This window comes from Micromonospora sp. CNZ303, assembly GCF_004345505.1.
On the sequence record NZ_SLVT01000017.1, the window covers coordinates 107,978 to 130,779 of the forward strand.

Annotated in this window: 19 protein-coding genes; 9 read left to right on the plus strand and 10 right to left on the minus strand. The window is 68.1% G+C overall.

Annotated features, from left to right (window positions below; genetic code table 11):
* The first annotated feature begins 183 nt into the window (after nucleotides 1-183).
* The gene (locus EV374_RS24230; protein ID WP_132239117.1) at nucleotides 184-5,712 is read left to right on the plus strand and encodes a DUF3320 domain-containing protein; all 5,529 of its coding nucleotides are present in this window, start codon (nucleotides 184-186) and stop codon (nucleotides 5,710-5,712) included.
* Between the two features lie 577 nt (nucleotides 5,713-6,289).
* Nucleotides 6,290-6,691: a hypothetical protein gene (locus EV374_RS24235; protein ID WP_207914504.1), complete on the plus strand. Its 402-nt coding sequence runs from the start codon at nucleotides 6,290-6,292 to the stop codon at nucleotides 6,689-6,691.
* A gap of 296 nt (nucleotides 6,692-6,987) precedes the next feature.
* Here EV374_RS24235 and EV374_RS24240 read toward each other — a convergent pair whose 3' ends face one another.
* On the minus strand, nucleotides 6,988-7,191 hold the full coding sequence (locus EV374_RS24240; RefSeq protein WP_132239119.1) for a DUF397 domain-containing protein: 204 nt from the start codon (nucleotides 7,189-7,191) through the stop codon (nucleotides 6,988-6,990).
* Nucleotides 7,184-8,074, minus strand: a complete 891-nt coding sequence (locus EV374_RS24245; RefSeq protein WP_132239121.1) for a Scr1 family TA system antitoxin-like transcriptional regulator — start codon at nucleotides 8,072-8,074, stop codon at nucleotides 7,184-7,186. The genes EV374_RS24240 and EV374_RS24245 overlap by 8 nt, the downstream gene beginning before the upstream one ends.
* A 262-nt stretch (nucleotides 8,075-8,336) precedes the next feature.
* Here EV374_RS24245 and EV374_RS24250 point away from each other — a divergent pair, with 262 nt between their 5' ends.
* Both EV374_RS24250 and EV374_RS24255 read left to right on the plus strand, forming a co-directional pair.
* Nucleotides 8,337-8,624, plus strand: a complete 288-nt coding sequence (locus tag EV374_RS24250; protein ID WP_132239123.1) for a DivIVA domain-containing protein — start codon at nucleotides 8,337-8,339, stop codon at nucleotides 8,622-8,624.
* On the plus strand, nucleotides 8,621-8,872 hold the full coding sequence (locus tag EV374_RS24255; protein ID WP_132239125.1) for a hypothetical protein: 252 nt from the start codon (nucleotides 8,621-8,623) through the stop codon (nucleotides 8,870-8,872). Before EV374_RS24250 ends, EV374_RS24255 begins: the two co-directional genes overlap by 4 nt.
* Nucleotides 8,873-8,976: 104 nt before the next feature.
* Here the strand turns inward: EV374_RS24255 and EV374_RS24260 are convergent, their stop codons facing one another.
* The 5 genes from EV374_RS24260 to EV374_RS24280 all read right to left on the minus strand — a co-directional run bounded on the left by EV374_RS24260 (nucleotide 8,977) and on the right by EV374_RS24280 (nucleotide 11,778).
* Complete coding sequence (locus EV374_RS24260) at nucleotides 8,977-9,282, minus strand: hypothetical protein (RefSeq protein WP_132239127.1); 306 nt, start codon at nucleotides 9,280-9,282, stop codon at nucleotides 8,977-8,979.
* Between the two features lie 67 nt (nucleotides 9,283-9,349).
* Nucleotides 9,350-9,766: a hypothetical protein gene (locus EV374_RS24265; protein ID WP_132239129.1), complete on the minus strand. Its 417-nt coding sequence runs from the start codon at nucleotides 9,764-9,766 to the stop codon at nucleotides 9,350-9,352.
* Nucleotides 9,766-11,073, minus strand: a complete 1,308-nt coding sequence (locus EV374_RS33600; protein WP_486485934.1) for a WXG100 family type VII secretion target — start codon at nucleotides 11,071-11,073, stop codon at nucleotides 9,766-9,768. The genes EV374_RS24265 and EV374_RS33600 overlap by 1 nt, the downstream gene beginning before the upstream one ends.
* A complete protein-coding gene (locus EV374_RS24275; RefSeq protein WP_132239131.1) occupies nucleotides 11,070-11,390 on the minus strand; it encodes a type VII secretion target in 321 nt (106 codons plus the stop codon). The genes EV374_RS33600 and EV374_RS24275 overlap by 4 nt, the downstream gene beginning before the upstream one ends.
* Nucleotides 11,377-11,778, minus strand: coding sequence for a YbaB/EbfC family DNA-binding protein (locus EV374_RS24280; protein WP_132239133.1), 402 nt, complete (start codon nucleotides 11,776-11,778; stop codon nucleotides 11,377-11,379). Before EV374_RS24280 ends, EV374_RS24275 begins: the two co-directional genes overlap by 14 nt.
* A gap of 303 nt (nucleotides 11,779-12,081) precedes the next feature.
* On the opposite strand from EV374_RS24280, the gene EV374_RS24285 reads away from it, so the two are divergent.
* Complete coding sequence (locus EV374_RS24285; protein ID WP_132239135.1) at nucleotides 12,082-12,411, plus strand: hypothetical protein; 330 nt, start codon at nucleotides 12,082-12,084, stop codon at nucleotides 12,409-12,411.
* Nucleotides 12,412-12,587: 176 nt separating this feature from the next.
* Here the strand turns inward: EV374_RS24285 and EV374_RS24290 are convergent, their stop codons facing one another.
* Together EV374_RS24290 and EV374_RS24295 are read right to left on the minus strand one after the other, a co-directional pair.
* Nucleotides 12,588-13,343, minus strand: a complete 756-nt coding sequence (locus EV374_RS24290; RefSeq protein ID WP_132239137.1) for an SUMF1/EgtB/PvdO family nonheme iron enzyme — start codon at nucleotides 13,341-13,343, stop codon at nucleotides 12,588-12,590.
* Nucleotides 13,344-13,545: 202 nt separating this feature from the next.
* Nucleotides 13,546-14,778, minus strand: a complete 1,233-nt coding sequence (locus tag EV374_RS24295; protein WP_132239139.1) for an SUKH-3 domain-containing protein — start codon at nucleotides 14,776-14,778, stop codon at nucleotides 13,546-13,548.
* Nucleotides 14,779-14,858: 80 nt separating this feature from the next.
* On the opposite strand from EV374_RS24295, the gene EV374_RS33010 reads away from it, so the two are divergent.
* Both EV374_RS33010 and EV374_RS24305 read left to right on the plus strand, forming a co-directional pair.
* Entirely contained in the window at nucleotides 14,859-15,002 is a 144-nt protein-coding gene (locus EV374_RS33010) for a hypothetical protein (protein WP_207914506.1), read from the plus strand.
* Nucleotides 15,003-15,020: 18 nt separating this feature from the next.
* A complete protein-coding gene (locus tag EV374_RS24305) occupies nucleotides 15,021-19,061 on the plus strand; it encodes a toxin glutamine deamidase domain-containing protein (protein ID WP_132239141.1) in 4,041 nt (1,346 codons plus the stop codon).
* A 905-nt stretch (nucleotides 19,062-19,966) separates the two neighbouring features.
* On the opposite strand, the gene EV374_RS24315 is transcribed toward EV374_RS24305, so the two are convergent.
* Entirely contained in the window at nucleotides 19,967-20,566 is a 600-nt protein-coding gene (locus EV374_RS24315) for a hypothetical protein (RefSeq protein WP_207914508.1), read from the minus strand.
* Between the two features lie 437 nt (nucleotides 20,567-21,003).
* Between EV374_RS24315 and EV374_RS24320 the strand changes: the two genes are divergently transcribed.
* Entirely contained in the window at nucleotides 21,004-21,969 is a 966-nt protein-coding gene (locus EV374_RS24320; RefSeq protein WP_207914510.1) for a carbohydrate ABC transporter permease, read from the plus strand.
* Nucleotides 21,966-22,796: a carbohydrate ABC transporter permease gene (locus EV374_RS24325; RefSeq protein ID WP_132239145.1), complete on the plus strand. Its 831-nt coding sequence runs from the start codon at nucleotides 21,966-21,968 to the stop codon at nucleotides 22,794-22,796. Before EV374_RS24320 ends, EV374_RS24325 begins: the two co-directional genes overlap by 4 nt.
* The last annotated feature ends 6 nt before the right edge of the window (nucleotides 22,797-22,802 follow it).

Sequence of the window (22,802 nt, forward strand, 5' to 3'; positions counted from 1 at the left end):
ATGAACGATGACATCACTCTGCTCCGGCACGCACCGTGACAGCTGCCCGGAGTCGCGGCTGAGAACGCCCCGTGGCCTTTCGGTCGTCCGGCGGTCGACGTGCCCGGGTGCACATGGAGCGTTGACTTCTCGACGAGCGCCTGCTCAGCGGCGCGGTAACAAGACCTGAGACGTGTAGTACGGATGGAGAAATTTGAAATGGGTGGCGGCGCCGGCATGACCGAGAACCTTCCGGCGCAGGATCGGCTGCTGCAGGCGACCATCCGTCAATGGCGTGACAGTCTCATCAACCTTTCCGGCACGAACCGGCTCCTCAACTTCCGACTGAGCAAGTCGGGGGCGGTCCGGGTGCTCGAACCGGCCGCCACGAATGTCCTGGCCACTCTGAACGCAGGACGCTACTTCCGGTTCCGTCCCGCAGAGGAGGGCAACGACGAGTCCGAGACAATACCGACCGAACCGCGCCACGCCCTCCCCACAGCTGACCTCGGCAGGCCGGGCAAGGCTTTCCGGGTCGACGTCCTCCGCACGGACAAGCCGGTCAGTGATCTGAGCTCGGCACTTCGCAACCTCATGCGTCGATCGAACCAGGAGTTTCTGGACCGAGGACTATGGATCCTCTATCTCGCCTTCGGCTCGCTCACCTGGACCGACGGTGACAAGGCGCGATACACCAGCCCGCTGCTGCTCGTCCCGGTCCGGCTCGTTCCGACCGGGCCACGACAGCTGCCCTTGCTGCAGCGTGCGGACGAAGATCCAGTCGTCAACCCAGCGCTCACGCTGAGGCTCAACCAACTCATGGTCACGCTGCCATCCGTCGACGACCTCGAGGACGTCACCTACGCCGACTTCCTGGCGGAGGCGCGCGCCGCCGTGGCCGGGCACGCCGGTTGGCGAGTCAACGACGAGGTCACCCTCTCCTACTTTTCATTCGCCAAGGAGGCGATGTACCGAGACCTACTCGACAACGAGGCATCTGTCGCCGGACATCCGGTGATCCAAGGGCTGGCAACGGGTGGGCGAGGCTCGGGCGATGGCGGATTCCTCTTCGACGAGCTGACCGAAGACCGGATAGACCAGGACATGCCGGCGGAGCAGATCCCGCTGGTGCTTGACGCTGACTCCTCGCAGCGCGCCAGCGTCGCTGCCGCGCTGGCGGGCCGCTCGTTCGTCATGGATGGCCCGCCCGGGACCGGGAAGTCGCAGACCATCGCCAACATGATCGGAGCGCTGCTGCACGCCGGTAAGCGGGTGCTGTTCGTTTCCGAGAAGGCTGCGGCGCTCGAAGTGGTCCGGAACCGGCTCCACGACGTCGGGCTCAGCGCCTACCTGCTCGAGCTGCACTCGCACAAGGCGACGAGAAAGGAGGTCGCTTCGGCCCTGGGGCAGGCGTTGGAGACCGTTCCGGTCGCCCCGAGCGGGATGAACGACATCGATCTGGACAATGCTCGACGCCGGCGGGAGGAGCTGAACGCGTACGCCGAGGCTATGAACGTGCCGCGGGCGCCGCTCAACTACTCGCTGCACGAAGTCCTCGGCATGATCGCCAACTTGCACGACGTGCCCGCCGCGCCGATGAGTGGCATCGCGCCGGTCGACTTGACGGTCGAGATGTTCGGCACTGTGCGGGCCACCGCTGCCGCACTGGCCCGGGCCTGGCGACCTGCTAGCCAGGGACATTCGTTCGCCTGGCGCGGCGTCACGCATCGCGGCTCCCTAGACGCCCGTCTCTACGCAGCCGCGTCGGCGCTCGACGCGTTGGCCGGTGTCACCGCGGCTCATGCGTCACTGGCCGCCGCGTTCGACGTCAGCCGGTTGTGCCAGGCGCCCGACCTCACGCGCATCGTCGCTCACTGCGCGGTACGGCCATCTGGCGTGCTGCAGCAGTGGCTGACCGCTGCTCAGCTCGACTCGGCCAAGGCATCCGCGGATCGTCTCGCTACGGAACTCCGGGAGCTTGCCGACCGGCAGGAAGCGGCCAACCGTGCCGCAGGTGCTTCCTGGTCCGAGCTCCCCACCGCGGACAGAACGCCGGATCTCGACACTTCCTCGCTGGAAAGTCTTACGGTCGCGCCGCTGCACCTGGCATCCCTCACCTCGCAGCAGGCGACGGTGCTTGCCGAGACGTTCGAGCGCGACGCCGAGACACTACGGACCGCCGCGCGCGCGCTCGGTGGGCTGGCCGTCATGCTCGGCCTGCCGCCCGTCGTGTCGTTCGACGATGCCGAGGCGACCCTGGCGGTGGCCGGTCTCGGTCGCAGCGACAGCCGTCCTGAACGTGCGTGGCTCTCGGCCGAGGGCCACGCTGCCGCCATCCGGGCCGCGCAGGCGCTTCAGAAGGCTATCGCCGCACTGCTTGAGGCGCATAAGGCGGCGGCAGGACACTACACCGATGCCGCACTCGTGGCCGACGTCGAAGGCTTGGCGCACCGCTTCACGCATGAGCACCGGGGTCTGAAGAAGCTCAGCGGCGCCTACCGCGCCGACAAGCGTGCTCTAGCGGCGTTCACCCGTGCGGGGGTGGAATGGCAGACGGCGCGTGATCAGCTGACGTTGGCGATTGCCTGGAAGCAGGCTGCGGCCGCCTTCAACGAGGCGGAGAGTCGGTATGCGTCGGCTCTCGGCACCTACTACGACGGCCGCTCCACTGACTTCGACCTGATCGCCCGGGCGTTGGCCACCGCGGACAGTGCGATTCGCCAGGCCCGCACCGCGGATCTGGCGAAGCTTGCCGATCACATCGCCCGTGACGCGATCCCCAACACCAGCGTGCTTTCCGTCGCCGACGAAACACGCGCGCGGCTGCAGGACTGGCGGTCGCGTCTGGCGCCGGAGCCGCTGCCTGCTGCACGGCCCGAGCTCGTGCTGCTTCCGATCATGCAGGCAGCCGAATGGTTGCACACCCACCTGGCCCCGCTGTGGTCGGCGGCTGCGCTGGCAGGGGCGGTCAGCAAGGCGACGAACCGGCAGCTGACTCTCGCCGAGTCTCGCCACCTGCTCGAGCTGCGCGCGTCTGTTGACGCCGCCTACACCGTGCTTGCGGCACACGACCAGGGCTACTCGGCGATCCTCGGTTCTCTGTACGCCGGTGAGCGGACTGATTTGACGGCGGTGTACACGGCCTTGGACTGGACGGCGCAGATGCGCGCCTGCAGGAAGGGCATCGACACGCCCTTGACTGCCAGCCAGGTTGAGGCGCTGGAGAGCGTCGTCCATACGCCACAGTTGGGCGACATCGAACGACGATGGGCCGGGGCGCGCGCCGAGCTGCTGGCGGCCTTCGAACCCGGCAGGCACGCGGAACTGGGTTCTGAACTCGACGACTACACGGAGGCGGACGACCTCATCGCGGCACTGCGCGAAGACAGCGCCGGACAGGACGAGTGGTTCGCGTATCAAGGCGCCCGCGCTGAGCTCGTCGCCGTAGGACTCGAGACCGCCATCGATTTCTGCATTACGGAGGGCTTGAGCGCCGAGCAGGTGCCGCTGGTGCTCGAGCGCGCCCTGCTGCAGGAGTGGGCCGACCATCACCTGCATCAGGATGCGGCCCTACGCGTCGTGCGGGCCGAGGATCGCGACTCACTCGTGACCGAATACCGTAGCCTGGACCGCGCGCTCATCGCGGCGGCGACCTCGCGGATCATCACAGCCTGCAATGCGCGCCGGCCCCGCAACAATCTGGGCGAGTCCGGTGTCATCCGCCGCGAAGCCGGCAAGAAGAAGAAGCACATGCCGGTGCGGCTGCTGTTGGAGCGTACGCGCCATGTCACCCAGGCAATCAAGCCGTGCTTCATGATGTCGCCGCTGGCGGTCAGCCAGTATCTCCCGTCGGACATGCGATTTGACGTCGTCATCTTCGACGAGGCCAGTCAGGTCGCACCCGCCGACGCCGTCAACTGCATCTATCGAGGTGCCGCCCTGATCACGGCGGGTGACCAGAAGCAGCTCCCGCCGACCAGCTTCTTCACCGCCGGCGTCGCCGACGACAGCGATGAGTGGGATGAGGAAGCCGAGGACGGCGTTGACTTCGAGTCCGTCCTCGACCTCATGAAGGGTTCTGCTGAGTTCCGCGCGCTCACGCTGCGCTGGCACTACCGGTCGCGGCATGAGGCGCTCATTGCCTTCTCGAACTCGTCGTTCTACAAGGGCCGGCTCATCACGTTCCCCGGCGCCGAGGACGTCGGGCCTGACGTGGGCGTGGAGCTGTTCCATGTCGCCGGCACCTACCGGCGTGGTTCGTCCCGCGACAATCCCACCGAGGCCGCCAAGGTTGCGGAGAGGGTCATTCACCACTTCGTCACCCGCCCGCACCTCACGCTCGGTGTGGTCAGCTTCTCCGAGGCGCAGGCTGCGGCGATCGAACACGCCGTGGATCAGGCACGCCAGGACCGGCCGGAGCTCGACAAGTTCTTCACCGACGATCGGCTTGATGGCTTCTTCGTCAAGAACCTGGAGTCGGTGCAGGGCGACGAGCGCGACGTGATGATCTTCTCGATCGGGTATGGGCCGGACGAGGCCGGCAAGACGACGATGAACTTCGGCCCGCTGAACCGGGCCGGCGGGTGGCGGCGATTGAATGTCGCCATCACACGGGCGCGCTTCCGCAACGAAGTCGTCACCAGCGTGCGGGCTTCGGACATCGTTGCTGCTGCTGGTAGCGAAGGGCTGCGGCATCTGCGCCGCTATTTGGACTATGCCGAACGTGGCATTGCGGCCCTGGCGCTGGACACCAGCACCGGCGGTGATGCCGAATCACCGTTCGAGGAGTCGGTCATCAACGTGATCCGCTCCTGGGGCTACGAGGTGACGCCGCAGGTCGGCGCCGCCGGCTACCGGATCGACATTGGGGTGCGTCATCCGGACCGGCCCGGCGTCTACGTGTTGGGCGTCGAGTGCGACGGGTTCCAGTACCACTCATCCAAGGTCGCCCGGGACAGGGACCGGCTGCGTGACCAAGTGCTGCGCGGCCTCGGGTGGCGGTTGCACCGGATCTGGGGCACCGCGTGGTATCGCAATCGGCTTGGCGAGGAAGTGCGCCTGCGTGCCGCGATTGAGAAGGCCGTCGCCGCCCCAGTGCGTGGGCTCCTGTCCAGTCTGGAAGAGGCGATCGAGCGGTCCGCCGTCACCATCGAGGCCGCGACCCTCGACGTGCAACCGACTTGGGTGAAGCCGTACCGGACGGCGATGGTTGATCGTCTGCCGTACTGGGCGGATCCGGGCGAACGCGGGAGCGTGCACGCCATGCGGGTCGGCGTCGCCGAGGTCGCCACCGTCGAAGGGCCGGTGCACATCACGGTCATGCACCAGAGGTTGCGCGAGTGCTGGGGCATCGGTCGGATCGGGTCGCGGATCCGAGACAACATCGATGCCGCGATCAGCCAAGCCGGTCTCGATCGTGACGGGGATTTCGTGCGTGTCCGCGGCGCCGTGGTGCGCGAAGTTCGTAGCCCCGTGTATGCCTGCAGCCGCAGCGTGGAGCAGGTCCACGACGACGAGCTGGCGCTCGCCTTGGCCAATCTCGTCCGGGACACAGGTGGTGTGGCCCGTGACGAGTTGAGCACACACGTGGCCAAGCTGTACGGGTGGAACCGGCGTGGACCGGACATTTCCCGACGGCTTGAACAACTCATCGAGCGCATGGTCGCGGACGGCGTGCTCATCACCAGCGGTCACAGCTTGTCAGTCGATCCCTATCAACCGGATAAGCCGTGAGGACGTAGCATCATGCTCGCCGAGCGGCATACATTTGATAACCGGTCTATCGCAATCGCAGATGAGTAGCGGCCACTTGTCGTTTTCACAAGCGCCGACGACATGAGGGGGCTTGATGGGCGACGGCAGGTGGTCCGTCAAGATGGGTTGCTGAGATTCGCTGTCGACGGCATGTATCGAGTGCGGGAGCATTCGCGGAGGCAAAGGTGGTGGGAGTCGTTGAGGGCTGTCGGGCCGACGCCAACGCCGCTGAGCGATCCTTAACACGACTCGCACTGTGGTCGTCTCGCGTCCGCCCTTACGGCGTCGAGATCTCAAACGGCGGTTGATGTATTAGGACACTTTGTAGCGACGGTACCTCTGGGCGGGGAGGCTCCAGACGGGCAGTGTGACGCTGGGCTCAGCCGCTGGCTGTCGGAGCCCCCCGTTAGGATTTTGGAAGACAAGACAGATCTGAGGACGGAAACCAGAGCATGGGCTACAAGAACGAACTGAAATCAAACAGGCGCTTGGGATCGAGTCCTGGAGGAACATCTCCAAAGACAAGATGATCAGGTTTGCGGCCATGATGCCTGACATGGACACAGAGGTGGCTCTAAAGATCGTTGAGCAGTTCCCGGTGTTCAAGGATTTTGCCGTGGATGCTGTGGATGCGATGGAGAAGGCGCATGAGTCCACGCTCTCGGCCAACAAGCAAAGCCAGGAGCATGTCCATCGGGCCTTCCAGGAGATCAGGGATATCCTCAAGGGTGAACTCGGCAAGGGTGACCTGAGTTGGGAAGAGAAAAAGTTTCTCATCGAGCAAATCCAGGAAACCGGAAAGCTGGAGTTCCAGAAAGACAGCGAGAACAAGCAGTTCTTGGATGGAATGCTGAAGAAGGTGCTAGTTGGCGCTGGTGCCGCAGTTGCCCTGGGCGTGGTCTTTGTCGGCGGCAAGCTAATGGCCGAAAGCAAGGACAGTCCCGAAGGCTCCTTGTAGGCATGACCCAGATTGATTTAGCAGGGTCGCTGGCCGTCTGGCCGGTGACTTCGCCCCCTCGTTCCGCTGGTTGCCCCGCGGTCCGACGTGGCTCCGCCCGCACAAACTGGTCAGCGACACGCGTCACCGCCTCGTCTAGGGTGACCCCCACCCGGCGGGGTCTACGCTGTGGCCCGCGGCCACCGCGCGATCTTCGGTTGCTTTCGCAAACCATCGATGATCAACGCGGTGGCCGTCTTCATGTCTGCGCCATGCCCAACGCCGAAGCCAAGTGACGTGGGAGTATTAGGTGCTGATTAGCTGGCGGAATAGCTCCATTTGGTCGCGGTGACGAAGGCGGACCAGTTTTCCGACCTAAAAGCAAGGACGGGGCCAGTGTGGTCTTTGGAGTCGCGGACGGCAACTATGCCGGGCATGTTGGTGGCCACCTCGACACAGTTGCCGCCGTTGCCGCCGCTGCGAGTGCTCTTGCGCCAGACGGCGCCGGTCAGGTCAGTCATGCCGCAGCTCCCCGATGATCCCCTTGATCATGTCGGTTGATTGTGCCTTATCGAGGGCAAGCGCATCGAGACTCTTCCAGGCGGCCCGGTAGGCAGCCAGCTCGTCGGGCTTGTCGAGATACAGCGCTCCGGTCAGGGACTCGCTGTAGGCAACTGAGGGCTCCAGTGCAGCCCGACCGCCTTTTGTGGCGGGGAAGTCGAGGATGACGAAGGAGCCGGCGACCGCGCCGGAATGCGGTCCGGCGGCGAAGGGCAGCACGCGCACGCTGACGTTGGGCAGATTGGCGACCTCCAGGAGTTGACCGAGCTGCCCGATCATCACGCCGCGACCACCGACGGTGCGGCGGAGTACCGCCTCCGACAGGATCGCATCGAGTTGCGGTGGCTGGGGGAGCCGTCGAGTGAGCAGCCCTTGGCGTTGCCGCCGCACTTCGACGGCCCGTTCGCGCTCCTCCTCGCTGAGCGAAGGGCGGTCGAGTCGGGCGAGCCCGAGGGCGTACTGGCGAGTCTGCAGCAGCCCGGGGATCAGCGTCTCCTCGTACTGCCTGAGATGGGCAGCGGCGGATTCCAGGCCGACGTACAGCTCGAACCAGCTCGGGACCGCGTCTCCGTACGCGTGCCACCAGCCCTTGGACTTCGTCTCCGTGGCGAGCCCGCGCATCGCCTCGGTCATCTCGGCGGACACCCCGTACAGCTCGCACATCGCCTTGACGTCGAGCACCCGCACCGGACCCATGCCGCATTCGATCCGCCAGATCTTCTGTCGGCTGTATTCGAGGGCCTCGGCGGCGGCGTCGAGGGTCACGCCCGCCTCGGTGCGGTATTGGCGTAGCAGCCGGCCGAGTTGCCGGCGCGGCACGGTCGATCCGACGTCCTCGGTCACCCGGACACTCCTTGATTCCATCGCGCAACACTGCGTCACCCCGTCATGTAACAGCTATCGGTGGCAGCAAAGAAAGTCAATACCTTTGGGAAGAATTCTGGTGTGGAACGTTGCTTCGCTGCTGCGCACCGTCACAGGATGACCACAGGCCCTGGTGTCGTACCGCTGATCGAAGCTGCGGCGGCAGGGCGGGGTGGCCCGTGCGTGCGGGGAGGGCGGACGGGCCACCCCTTCCAGTCCACGAGGGAGAGGCAGGCAGCAGATGAGCGTCCGCAACCAGCGACCGGGAGCGACCTATCGCTCCTCGGCGTACACCAGTCTGCTGCCGTGGCAGGTGCGCGAGCGTCGCTTCAAGTCGGTCGGGCTCGGACGCCGCGGCCTGGAACCGGTCGACATCTACGACTTCCTCGACCGCGTCGCCGGCGACATGGCCAACGTCTACGCCGCCCTGGCCGCCAGCCGCCGGGAGACCGCCGTCCTCAAGGACGCGCTGCGCCGCTGGCGGTCCGAGCAGCCTCGCGTCCGCGCCGACCGGGGACACGAGGCATGACCCAGCGGTACGTCATCCACCTGCCCGTCGCCGCCGCCGACCTGCCGGCCGCGCAGCGGCTGGCCCGGGTGATCAGCCGTTGGCTGCTGGTGCTGCCGCAGGCCGACCCGGGGGAGACCACCGTTTCGGAAGAGGACAACCAGCACGTACGCCACCGGGTCTTCTGCGACCTGCGGATGCCCGGTGGCCGGCGCTGCCTGCTCCGTGCCGACCACGCCGGCGCCTGCTCACGCCGCCTGCCCCGGTGAGGGCGGACGCACTGGCTGCGGGGCCAGCCCTGACGCCCAGCGGTAGCCGAGGATCCGCCGGCTCCGGTCCCCGCCGCGACTGGCTCCGTGAGTCCACGTCCGTCCTACGGGCCAGCGGGGACCAAGCGTCCGAACCGCCCGTCGAAGTACTCGACGGTGTACCGGCCTAAGAGTTCGGCGGCGAGACGTCGGGCCAGCTCGTGCCCGGCGGCGTAGAAGTCCGCCTCTCGGTCTGCGCCGGGGAATCCGGATGAGGCTGGATCATCCCGGTCCAACGTGTCGTCGTAGGTCTGTGCCCATTGCGACAGCGACGTCGCCAGTCCGTCCGAGATCGGCAGCTCGGCAGGATCGACGTTGTCGACTCCGGTGGATCCAGTCAGCCATGTCGGGTAACACTCGTAGTCCGCCATGACTCGCACACGGTGGGCGTGGTGTCGACAAGTGACGGGAAGCTGGAAGCTCAGTGCCGGTTCCGTTTCACGGGAGTGGAGGGAACGGGGCCTGGTGGAATCCGAGGATGCGCATCGCTTCTTTGCTGGCCGCGCGCAGTTCCTCGATCTGAAGGGTGGGAACTCGATAGTTGTTGGCCCGTATGGAGGCCAGGAAATCCTCGGGAAGGCCCACATGGTAGGTGGCCACGTAGAACCGTAGGTCCTCGCGCCAGATCCATTCGCCGTCGGTCATCACCGACGCCCCACCGATGATGAATTTCTCACTCCCCAGTACGTCTGACTCGGCCCCCATCACGTCGATCAGGTCGTGGCCGTCGCGTAGGTATTGGATCACCAGAGCGGCGTCCGGCAGCGGAGCTCCGTCGAGATGGTCTTTGATGCTCTCCGCGTAGACCTCAACCGGGTTCGGTCCGAGCTCGCAGAAGAAGCCAACAGTCTTCATCAATATCCCTTCGCTTCGAAGGTCACCCATGTGCCCCCGTCGGCCACGGTGGGGGGCTCCGGTTCCGCCGCCCACCGGTTCGTGCCCACCCTTTCTGTCGGAGCTACCACGCTGACGCCGAGCTCGTCGGCGACCTGCTGGGCGAGCGGCACGGAGTTGAGCGCCTTCGGGTCGATCACTCCGGAGTGGCAGGAAATGAGCCTGACGGGCCCCCCGTTGTAGGCGGGGTTCTCCTTGAGTGCCGTGACGATCTGTGCCGCACTGGTCGGAACCCCGTTCATGTCAGCCCCCTCGGCGGAGACCTTACCGGGGACGAAGAAGCCCTTGTCGGTCCCGTGTACGACGACATCATGGTGGCCCTCAAGAGGGAGAACCTTCTCCATGTTTCGCATCGTTCTCGCGTCGTACCCGATCACCGTGGAATGGTTTGTGTGATACACCGGATCGCCTGCGGGCAGGAACGAATCTGGTGGTTGCTGCGGTGCGGTCGGTCGGTCCTCCGGGTTCGCCCAGTCCCGGCGTCTCCCCATGCGGTCGGAGGGACCGATCCCCGCGATCCGGTTGAGCGCCTGCTTCAGCTTCTCGATCAGGTCGCCGAGCCGCCGGATCTCCGGCATTAACCGCCGCATGCTCGCCAGCAGCCCTCGTAGCAGCCGCGCGATCCGCGCCGCCCACGACGCCACCAGCGTCGTCACCTGCTCCACCACCAGCGGCGCGGCAAGCCCGCCGGTGATGACCAGTTCGCCCGCGTACACGATGAGCCGGGATACGCAGGTGGCGATGGCGTCGCGGACCAGCAGCCGGACGGCGGCGACCAGGCCGGCGGCTCCTTCGGTGATGGCGGCGAGCGTGTCGGCGCCCTGGGCGAGCCCGCCGATGGCCTGCTGCTGCTCGGCGGCCCAGGCCCGGTAGGCGGGTCCGGCGCCGCCACCCCAACCCGGGACGTCGGTGCGGACGGCGGTGGCCAGGTCGGCGGCTTCCCTGCGCAGCGACGCGGCGACGTTGCGCCAGGTCTGGGCGTGGGCGGTGATCTGCGCGGGGTCACCGGCGAGCCAGTCCAGTGCCTCGCTGAGCGGCTTGACGTGTTCGATCAGCCAGGCGATGCCGTACTGGAGCAGCGCGCCGACCGGGTCGGAGACGAAGGCGAGGGCGTCCAGTCCGGCGCTCACGACGCCGAGGGTGCCGTCGATCCAGCTGCCGTTGCGGACGCCCTGGGCGATGAGCTCGATGTCTTCGCAGATCCAGATGCCGGCCCAGGCGCTGGGTGGGGTCTCGGCGGCGGCGGCGACGAGCGGGTTGGTGGTCACCGGTCGTGCCGTGTCCGTTGCAGCGACCGCTCGGCCCGAGCGTCGGCGGCCCGGTAGCGGTCGGCGCCGGTCCGCAGTCTGTCGGCGGTGTCGCGCACCGAGCCGGCCGCGGTGCCGATGCCCTGGACCAGGGTCTGCTGGAGGCCGTCGAGCAGCGCCGGCATGACCGCGCAGAGCCGCCCGTACGCCTCGGCTCCCAACCGGACGTGCTGGCCGGCCTGGCGGGCGGTGTCGAGGCTGTCGGCGCGGCGGTCGAGGCGCGCGGCGTGGCGGGTCAGGTCGTCGGGGTCGACCTGGATGCCGTCAGCGCCGGGCATCCGGTGTGTCCCGGTCGGGATCCAGCCGGCAGCGGTACGACTCGACCAGCGCCGTCGCTGTCGGATCCTCGGCGCCGAGGACGCCCGTGGTCGCCTCGGTGATTCTGCTCAGGAGGTCGGCGTGAGCGGCTCGGGTGGTCGCGAGGATCTGCCGGGCGGTGTGCGCCCCTGAGTGTTGTCGGGTTCGTTCGTCCAGCCGCAGGTCGACCAGCAGGCCCGACGAGTCGACGGTGATCTCGATCGTCCGATCGGGGTTGCTCGCCGTGCCGCGCATCGCCTGCACCCGCGAGGCCAGCTCCTTGGCCCGGGCCGCCCGGTCCGCGATGGACGCTTCCCAGTCGTCGAGCCGGCGCGTTGCCTCGTCCAGCGCGGCTTCGTCCGCCCACATGCCTGACCCTCCCCAGGGCATCGACGCCGACCGGTCGGTGTCGCCGTCACGCTATCAATCGGTGGCGCTGCGTGGTGTTCCGCTGAGGTTGCCTTGCTGCGGCTTCTGCTGTGGTGCTCGACGGTCCTGCAATGGCGGGGCATCTTCCGACTCACGGCGGATCCGGCCGTGCCCCTTTCGGCGACCCCCGCCTTGCTTTCCTTTCGGGGATTGGCCGGATTGCGATCCCAGTCGGCGTAGCGGGCAATCCACTGTAGACACATGCCTGAGGCCCGAAGTGTGGACGATCGATAGGTTGGTCGCATGGCATACGGGAGCTACACCGCCGACGGCAGCTACTGGACGGTGCGTAAGCACGGCTCGACCTTCTGGGTCGTACGCATCAGGAATGAGAACGGAACCTATCGGCGGTTGGAGTGGTGGGGTGGCTACCGGCATGCAGGTCACGCGGCGCGTGCAGCTGCACAGCTGGCCTATCGACAGGCCCGGGAGGACGTGGTGAAGGAACTGCGCGGCAGCCTGCACAAGGAGCTGGAGCGTGTCGGCCTCGGTGCCCTGCCCACGCCCGCCCCGCTGCGCCCGGATGCGTCGGTGCTGCCGCCCGACGAGGAATCGTCCGACGCCGAGGAGTGACGGCTGGCTGCGTGCGCGGGCTCGCGTACATCTCGAGGTGTTGCCGGCGGCGTGCTGAGCGCCGCCGGTCGGCGGCGCGGACGACGAGGATGGTGCGCCCACGGCCCACCTCCCACGGTCGACGGGCGTACGGCTGTGGGCTTCTCCGCGAATCCGCCGACCTGCCAGGAGGCGGCCTACCGGGACGGCAGCGGGGCGGCCGGGCGGACCGCGGTGAACTGGGAGTGCTCGTACCGGGTGGCGGAGAGCAGCAGTAGCCACTCGTCGCAGCCCTGCCACGGGTAGAGGTCGGCGGCACCGCCGCGTACGACGCGGGGCCCGTCGCCGGTGCGTGGCCGGGCGTCCGCCGGCGCGTCGGCGAAGCCGGGAATCCACACGTCGGCGCAGATCTCGCCGGCCGAACCCATCGCCGCCAGGCCGAAGGCGTTCTCCCCGGCGGCCGTGCGCTCCTCGTCGCCGAAGTCGTCGAGGATCCGATCCTCGTCGGGTTTACCGTCGCCTCGGAACGTCAGCGTGGTGGTGCCGGCGCGGGCCGCGTACTCCCACTCGGCCTCGCTGGGCAGCCGGAACGGCAGGGCGTCGAGCAGGTCGTCCAGATCGCCCTCGATGCGGGCCGTGTTGGTGTCCTCGTCGGCGTAGTCGTCCTCGTAGTCGGGCAGCCAGTGCCGGACCTGCGCGACCGTCAGCGGGTGTCGGGCGATCAGGAACGGTGCGACCCGCACCTCCCGCACCGGCTGGGCGTCCTTGGCGGCGGCGAAGAAGGGCTCGAGGGTGTCCTCGACTCCTCCGTCGCGCTCGATGGCGCGTACAGCCTCCAACTCCGCCTCGGACAGACCCATGCGGAACGTGCCGCCGGGCACCTCCCGGAAGAGCACGCCCGACGCGGTGTGCCGCCAGGCGGGGAGCCCGGCCACGATCTCCTCGGTCCACACGGCACCGAACGCTAGCAGCCGAGGTTTCTGTGCCCGGGGCGGTGTCAGGAAACCAGGCAAGACGATCTGGACCACGTCTTCGTGACCAGGCGCGACCCGTTCCTGCAATTCATGGGCGGTCCGCCAGTATGCGAGCACGGTCCGCGACGCGACGCGGCTGCTGGCCGGTTCGTCGTTGTGACACCCGTCGGCTGTGGCCCGCTTACCAGGTGCCGTCGTCGCGTACGCGGGCCGGCGCCCGGCCGAGCAGTAGGGTGGTCAGCGCGGCGTCAATGTCCTCGCCGAGGAACCACTCGCCGGCCTGGTCCAGCGCGAAGACTCGCCCCCGCTCGTCGACGGCGAAGATGCTGTCACCGTGCTCGGACCCGACGGGAAAGAGCCTCGTCCCGAGCACGGCGGCGAAGTCGGCGAGCGTGTCGGCCGAGTGTGCGCTGCGAAGTGGGTTGGTCGTGAACCGACTGATCCAGACCTGCTCGCCGGGACCCCGGCGGCTGCTCACGATCGCGGGAAAGGCGGTCAGCGTCCGTTCGGCCGCAGGGAAGGGCTCGTGGCGGTGCCGCTGGCCGGCGACCTCGCACGTCTCCCGGATCGCCCCGGCGGCCAGGGCGGGGTTGAACTCGCTGTCTTCCCAGCCCCCCTCCATCAGCGCGTCGGCTACGACAGCCGGGAAGCGGCCCGGATGATGCGGGTGCTGCGGCTGCGGGTGCCACTCTGAGGTGAACGCCAGGTCCGCCCAGGACAGCGCGTTGAAGTGGACCAGGAAGTTGACGCACGAGTCGCAGGCTCTCTCCGCCCTGCCGCCATAAGGGTCGCCCGCCTCCCGCACCCGGAAGACTTCGAGGCGAGCGCCGCCCAGCAGCATCTCCGCGTCGGCCATGCCGAGTGGCGCGATGCCTTCTGCGGCGCGGTGGTGGTCGTAGTGGTGCAGGGCGTCGGAGACGACGATCAGTTCGGCGTGCCGGTCGCCGCCGCGTGCCAGGTGCCCGGCGGGGAGTTCGTCCAGGTAGGAGCGTACGAGTGGGTGGTGGTTGAGGGTGACGTCGCCCTTGGCGCCCTGCGCGCGGAACAGCCGTCCCTCGACTGTCAGGTGCGCTGCTGTGTTGGGGGTCGGCAGGCGGCGGATCTCGCGGAGCAGCTGGCTCGCCGGATCGACGGTGCGGGGAACAGCGGGGCCCTCCGGTCGACTCCGGCGGTACATCTGCGCGACCACGTCGACCGGCACCCGCGGCCAGGTGGTCACCTCGCCGGTGGTCTTGTCGATGACGGTGGTGGGCAGGTCGCCGGGCATCGTTTTCGTCTCGGCGGGAACGGTGGAGGTGATGACGTAGCCGAGGTCGAACTCGTCGACGTGGGGGTGGCAGTCGTGTCCCAGTCGTTGTGACTCGCGGCGGGCCCACACGGTGGCGAGTTGCTCGGCCTGCTGGCGATCGATCACGGCTTGAAAGTACCGGACCCCACGGATTCGTGGCGGCCGGTATGGTTCGCCCTACCGACGGTAACCGGGGGAGGGTGGCGTTGGCTGAGAGTGTGGCCCGGGACGCCAATCGCGCGCTGCGGGCGCGGTTCGACGTGGTGCGGTCGGTGGATGCCAACCTGCGGGCGGATGCGGCGGGCGCGGGGCGGCTCGGCCGCGTCGGCGACCGGCACCAGCAGCGCTGATCCGCTGAGGAGACCCGGATGAGTGTGTTGCCGAGCCCTGTTCCGCATCCGTTGGATTTTTCGCCGTGGCAGTTGCCCGGCTGGGTCTATGAGGCCCTTGACTGGGTGATCGGTGTGGAGTGGCCGGAGGGTGACGAGCGGGCGGTCTGGGAGTTGGCGGACCAGTGGTACGGGGTGGCCGCCGCGCTGGCCGGACCGCGTGCCGACGCTGTTGCCGCCGCCGGTGAGGTGCGTAGCGGGTACGGCGGTGTCGGGGCGGTCGCTGCCGCCTTCGACACGGCGTGGCGTCGGGTGGCGGAGGGTGACGAGGCGCCGCTGCCGGTGTTGCTGGCGGTCAGCGCGGAGCTGGGTCGGTTGGTGGAGGAGTGCGGCTGCGACATCGAGGGCGCCAAGCTTGAGATGTGGATCGAGCTGGGCATCCTGGTGATCGAGTTGCTGTCGCTGGCCGTCGCGACCGTGCTCACCGCTGGCGCGGCCTCGCCTGCGGCGGGGGCGGCGATCGCGGCCACCAGGCTGGTCGTGCAGCAGATCTTCAAGCGGTTGATGGCGCAGTTGGCGCGCAAGTCGCTCAAGCAGGGGCTCAAGGAGGCCGGTGAGCGGGCGGCGAAGGAGGTCACGAAGGGCGGCGTGCGGGGGTTCAGCCGTCGGGCTGCGCTGAGCGGTGTGTCGGAGGCGGCCGAGGAGGGCGGCATCAACCTCGCCACGCAGGCGTACCAGAATTCGACGGGTCGCCGGCACGGGCTGGACGTGGCGGAGCTGGGCACCACGGCGCTGGGTGGTATGGCTGGCGGGGCGGTGGCGCCGTTGGCGGGTCTGGGGCGGCACGCCACCGGCCGGGGTGCCCGGGTCGGGGAGCACTTCGGTCGTGAGATGGCCGGTGAGGTGATGGCCGACCAGGCCGCGCGCCTGGCCACCGGTCAGGGGCTGACCTCGGTGGAGGACGCGGCCCGCGCGGCGGCGTCCGGTGTGCGTGGTTCCGCCACCGCGCAGGCCGACGCGGCGTTGCAGGCACGACTCAACGGCCAGCTCAGCGCCCTGACCGGCATGACGTTCGAGTCGGCGGACAATGCGGCCCCCGCACAGCCCTCGTCTCCCGTGGCGAGCGCGACGTCGAGCGCGGAGCCATCCCACCATCCGCTCTCGGCGTCAGACGCGGCGATGTCCCCTTACGGGCCTGCCGTCGACGTTGACACGTCGCCAGTCGACACCAGTGCTGCGGCGGGGGAGTTCACCTTTCCCGATGCCGGCGCGCCCGAATCCGGCAACCGGCTTCCCGAGCAGCGCGGGAGCGGACCCAGCGCGCCGTCCCAGGTTTACGACGCCGTCTCCGCCGCGTACGGGGCCGCCCCCGCGGTCGATGGTGCGCCCGCCGAGGTGCGAAACGAGCCAGGGGCCGATGCCGGAAATCGGGGCGTGCTCCCGGCGCCGCTGGTCGAGGCATCGAAGGCTCCGCTCGACCCGACGCTTTCCTCGGTCGCGCCGACCGCACCCCCGCCAGTTGCTTCTGCCGCGTACGGGGTTCCTGGCCCCGTCAGCGATTCGGTAACCGGTGCGGGGCTGACTGGGCAGAACACCAGCGTCGCGACAGCCGTTCCGCAAACGACCGGCGGACCTGCCTCCCACGGTTCGGTTGCCAACTCAGCGCTCGCCGGCGTTCCGGGCACGCAGGCGTCCGCGGTGATTCCCACGATGCCGGTCGCGGCCGGCGAGACGGCGGCGAGAACCGTCGCACCGCAGGCGTGGCCCTCACGGGTTTCAGAGGTGGCACCGGAAAGACCTGTCGACCCGTCATCGCCTGACCGCACGCCCGTGGCACCACACCCGCCGAGAACGGACGGACAGCCACCTCCGCGTCCGCGCACACCCGAGTGGTACGCCGCCAGATGGGCTGCGGACCAGGACGCGTTCGAGCGACGCCGCTACCGGGGGCACTTCGAGTTCCAGCGCACGACTCATGAGCAGAATCGCCGTCTGGACAGTGCGGCGCGACTGCGTCAGGCCGCCGAACGAAGTTACGACGAAGCCCGGTGGCTGGTCAGCGAGGGCCGTCGCCTGACGCAGGCCGGACATCGCGCCGCCGCCGAACGCTACTTCATGGGTGCCCGGGATCGGGAGCGCTGGTACCACCAGCAAAACGATTTGGCAGAAGCGGTACTCGCCGGAGCAACCGCCCCAGGTGTCGTCGCCGTCGCTGATGCCGACTTCCGTCGGATCAACGACGACGTCGGGGACCTGGCGTACGGGGCCGTGGAGACCGTCGACCGTTCGGCGTTGACGGGCGACGACTACCCGCCGCCGATCGACCGGTCACGCGACTACGGCCGGCCCGGCGGTCTGCGTCCGCCGCTGGCCCTGCACCAGACCGACGTCGAGCGGCAGGTGCCCCGAGAACCCGACGGCAGCGTCCGCCGCAACGCCGACCCCCGAGAGGGCGGCTGGTTCGGCCTGCTCAACGACGGCGGACCGCAGGCCGACCCGACCCGCGGCATCAACTGCATCGACTGCACCCTGTCGATGTTCGACACCTGGATGCACGGCCGCCCCCGGGTCGCCGCCCCCCGCACCTTCGACGCCTACCTGGCGGGCGACGTCACACGCCCCATCAACGGCGAACGAGACGGCATCGGACGGGTGGAGGACATCACCGGAGGCCGCTTCCAACGCCTCTGCCAACCCACCCAGGACATCCAGGGCCCCCAGCGACAGCACGCCATCGACACCGGATACCGCAACCTCCACGCCCAACTACGCCTCGGCGGCCACGGCAGCTTCGCCTTCGTCATCAACAACTGGGAACAGGGCGGCGCCCACATCTGGGTCGCACTCAACCAGAACGGCACCATCCTCTACCTCGACCCACAGACCGGCGCCGTGTCCACCACACCCCTCTACCGGCACCACGGCACCCCACACCCCCACAACGCCGTCGACACCGAAGTCCTGATCCTCGGCTCCGACGCCAGACCGATGCCACTGGGCGGACTGCGACGAGGACGATTCAGCCAACGACCGGACCTACCGCAGTACCCACCCGCCGACACCGACCAGGGATACGGCGAACTGCACCTCAACCGCACCTATCTCCTGGACGGACCGGGCTCGGTAGGCTCAGGACCCGCCGTCGGTGAGAACCCACCGGATCAGGGGGAGCCAGACGAGCTGTCACCACTACTTGAGCAGTTGTCTCCTCGGGAGCATGCTGCCCTGGCCCTCCTGCGAAGCCAGGCGGTGGCTGCTGCTGACGAGGTCGAGGACGCGCTGGCAGATGTGGGAGTGCGGGTGACAGCCCGCTTGAGGCTTGATCAGCCAATCGTCCTGCGGGATCGGGAATTCAGGGTGAAGGCCCTGGACTCGCTGATCCGTAAGTACCTTGACGAGGCGCAGGCACTCGGCATTTCGGTGGAAGAGTTCAGTCGAGACGTGAACGACGTCCTCAGGTTCTCGTTCTCCATGCCGTCGAAAAACCGGTACAGGGACGCCGCGCGGGCGATCCTCGCGGAGTTGACCGAGATGGGATACGGCGTCGACGCCGAAAGCTGCAAGAACTTCTGGCGTACGGGCAATCGATTCTACGGGTTCAACTGCACAATCGCCTCGCCGGGCGGGCAGACTTTCGAGGTGCAACTGCACAGCGATGCATCCAGGGAGTCCTGGCTGCTGACGCATGAGGCCTACGAGGTGTTGCGGCGGAGTTCTGAGCCTTCCGAGCGGCGTATCCGTGCCTTCATGCAGATGCTCCTCGTCAACCGGAGGTCCGGGATGCCGGACCAAGTGCCGCCAAGGCTTTCTGATGACTTCCCGGCCAAGGACGCCACTTTCGCGAAGTGGATACTTGCGAACCGTCGAGTCTGGTGCGGCGAATACCTACGCAAATTGGGCGATGAGGGGCGTAGTTTTGTGCAGGCCGTTGAGGACTTCGACTTGACGGCAGAAGACTTTCCGATCTCCGATGAGATCCTCGTGCGACTGGGAAAGAGTGATGTTGACCTACTACGTGATCTACCGAGACGATGCCAAGGCCAGACCGGCGGGAATATTCATAATGGATCCGGCCACTGAGTCCGCTGTTCTGTGGAATCATCGTAAGGCTGCCTGGACATACGACCCGGGCCTCGTCCTCAGGTTCCTGGACGACCATCGCAACCTGGACAGATACGAGAACGTCGACAGGTCGGCGGTCGAAGGCGTGGTGCAGGAGGTCACTGGAGGCGAGTGCCTGCCGGACGAGGATGCGATTGCACTGATGCTTGAGGAAGGGCTCCGATCGGCTCAATGAGTTCGGGGCGGCTCGAGCGAGACGTTCTGCGCGGTGGACCGCGCTGCGTGCTCCGCGACGGCCATGACGGCGGGTGTTCCCACCGCCGCCCGCGTGGTTGACACTCGCCGAGTGTCGCAGCGCCCTCTTCGCGCTCCCGATCGCCGAAGACCACGGAGTGCCCATCGACGAGCTGGAGCGCCGTCGAACGATGTCATGGGAATCATGCTCGGCGGGTCCGGCTCCGCCACCATCACCAACGTCGCCGAGCGCACGGGGCGACACTGGGGGCGCCAGGTCGTCGGCAAGGTGCTTGTCGAAATGTTGCGCCAGATCAATGGGGTCCTGGGCAGACACGAGGTACGGCACCAAGCAGGGAGTCATCGTTCTCGGGCGGGTGGCACCGTTCGGTATCGGCGCGGTGATCAGTGGTGGCGCCAACGCGGCCCTCGCCACTCTGGCTGTGCGGGCCGGTCGTCGCGCATTCAGCCCGCCCCCGACGTCATGGCCATGTTGACGCGTGGCACACCGCCAGCGTCCGAGCGCCCGCTCCTCACGAGCAGGCGCCCCTGACCTTGCCGGGCGGCAGCGGTGCGACGGGGGCGCACCGCGGTGAACCTGGCGTGTCCGTACGCGCGCAGCAAGAGCAGGCGTTGCTCGGTGGACCAGCCCTGTGCGGGCGGTGAGTCGGGCTGGATACGCGTGCCGCTCACCGCCCCGGCTCTGGCTCCCGCTGTTCGGGCTCGTCCGCGGTGTGCCCATGACTGAGGAAGTACGCCCCGAGAGCGCCGGCGAGGGTGCCGAACACCACCACGGAGTAGACGGCCAGCACCAGTTCGAGGATCTGCGCGAACGTGTCGGTGGCGCCGAGCGGCACACCGGTGATGGTGGTGAGCGCGGCGTCGTGCAGGGCCTGCCCGTGGTTCCGGTAGGCGCCGGTCACTGTCAGCAACTGCCCGGCGGTCACGATGACCGTCACCGTCACGACGGCCAGCCAGGCCAGCCGGTCGGTGAGCAGCCGGCCCGCCGAGCGGGAGCCGCGCACTGCGGCGGCGACCACGCCGGCTCCCCGGGCCGCCCGAAGCGCGATGGCCGCGCGGGCGAACCGCAGGAAGGGTACGGCGAGGAAGATCACCTGCCACCAGTTCTGCTTCCAGAACTGCCGGGCTCGGTGTCGAGCCAGCCAGGCACGCAGGGCGAACTCTGCCACGAACACGGCCCACAGGATCCAGCTGGCGACCGTGAGGGCGTTGTTGAGCGCCTCGTCGTGGGTGAACGACTGTACGAGCACCAGCAGCAGGAACAGCACGCCGAGGATCCCCATCGGCTTGTCGAGCCGGCCGGTGAGGTCGTCGAGACGGGAATCCTCCTCTCGACGGTTCCGCGCACCGGTTGCACGTCCGCCCTCGGGCCGGCGGCGGTCGCCGTGATCGTCGGAGTGACCTGCCGGCACGGTCACGTACCGCAGGAGTGCTCGGCACCGGTGGGACCGGGCCGGACCGCCCGCGACGTATCCAATCGGCAGCGGGCACGTTGCGGGCCACCGGCCACGATCGTCTGCATGGTCGGGCTCCTCGGGCCGGTGGTGTCGGGACGCGGTGTCGACAACCGACCGTAGGGGCTCGACCACGCCCGGGCTGCCCGTTTGCGTCAAGAGCCGAGATTTTCGCGGCCCCCGCTCCCGCGCTGACGGCACGTCACGCCCGAATGATGTCTATCCCTCGATGTCGTTGGTAGGGTGCTGCGGTGCCTCCCCCTGCCACCGTCGGCGCGCCACCGGGCGACCGCTCCCTGACCTCAGAATCCACGCCCTCCACCGCCCGACAGGTGCGGCGCGCACGCTTCAGCGAGTCCGGTCTCGCGTGGCTGATGCTGCTGCCCTCGGTGGGGGTTTTCGCCCTGTTCGTGTTCTGGCCGCTCGGGCGGACCCTGTACCTGTCGGTGCACGGCAACGACATCTTCGGCGCCGCGTCGGAGTACGTCGGCGCGGCGCACTACCGGGACATGCTGTCCGGCGAGTTCGGCAAGGTGCTGGCCACGACGGCGCTGTTCACGCTCTTCTCGGTGGTGCCGGCCGTGCTGGGCGCGCTCTTCGTGGTGCTGCTGCTGGAGGCGCGCATCCGGGGCGTACGGGCGCTGCGCACCGCGTTCGCGCTGCCGTTCGCGTTCTCGGTGGCGACCGCGTCGGTCATCTTCGCCGTCATCTACAACCCGGCGATCGGGGTGGCGAACGGCCTGCTCGGCTCCCTCGGCTTCGACCGGGTCAACTGGCTCACCGACCCGTCGATCGCGTTGCCCGCCGTCTGCGCCGCGACGGTGTGGATGAACTTCGGCTACAACATCCTCGTGCTCTCCGCCGGGGTCTCGGCGATCTCGCCGGAGGTGGTGGAGGCGGCGCGGCTGGACGGCGCGACCGGGTGGCGGCTGGCGACGCGGATCACCGTGCCGCTGCTCTCCCCGCAGCTGTTCTTCCTCGTCGTGGTGTCCACGATCCACGCCCTGCAGAGCTTCGGGCAGATCCACATCCTGACCAAGGGCGGGCCGGACCAGGCGACGACGACGCTTGTCTACTCGATCTACGAGAAGGCGTTCGCCTTCGGCTCCTCCGACTTCGGCGCGGCCAGCGCGCAGGCCGTCGTGCTGCTGGTCATCATGCTCGGCTGCACGGCCGTCCAATTCGGCGTCCTCGAACGGCGGGTCCACTACCGATGAAAAAGCTCAACCTCGGCCGGGTCGCCGTCTACGTCGTGCTCGGCCTGGCCGCGATCCCCGTGCTGTTCCCGGTCTACTACGGGTTCGTCGGCGCCGTGATGGGCCCCGGCGACCTGGCGACCTATCCGCCCGCGCTGGTGCCGAGCGCGCTGCACTGGCAGAACGTCACCGACGTGTTTCGCTCGGTGCCGCTCGGCCGCTTCTACGCGAACTCCGCCGTGCAGGCCGGGATCATCACCGTGGCGCAGGTCGTCACCAGCATCTTCGCCGCGTACGCCTTCGCGTTCCTCCGCCTCCCGGCGAAGGCGGCGACGTTCAGTCTCTTCCTCGCCACCCTCATGGTGCCGTGGGAAGCGATCATCATCCCCAACTACCTGGCCATCTCCGACTGGGGCCTGACGCGCGGCGGGCTGACCTACCTCGGCCTGGTGCTGCCCTTCCTCGCCTCGGCGTTCGGCACGTTCCTGCTGCGGCAGGCGTTCCTGCAGTTCCCGACCGAGCTGCGCGACGCGGCGGTGATCGACGGGTGCGGCCACTGGCGGCTGTTGTGGCGGGTCATCGTGCCGCTGTCCAAGCCCTCCATCGCGGCGGTCGGGGTCTACGTCTTCCTCTCGGCCTGGAACCAGTACTTCTGGCCGCTGATCCTGATCCGCGACACCGAGTTCCAGACGCTGCAGATCGGCATCTCCCAGCTCAACGACGCCGAGGCGGCGCAGCCGGGCCTCGTCCTCGCCGGCGTCGCGCTGTCCCTGCTTCCCACGCTGGCCGTCGTGATCTTCGGCCAGCGCTACATCGTCCGCGGGCTGACCGCCGGGGCGCTGCGTTGAACCATC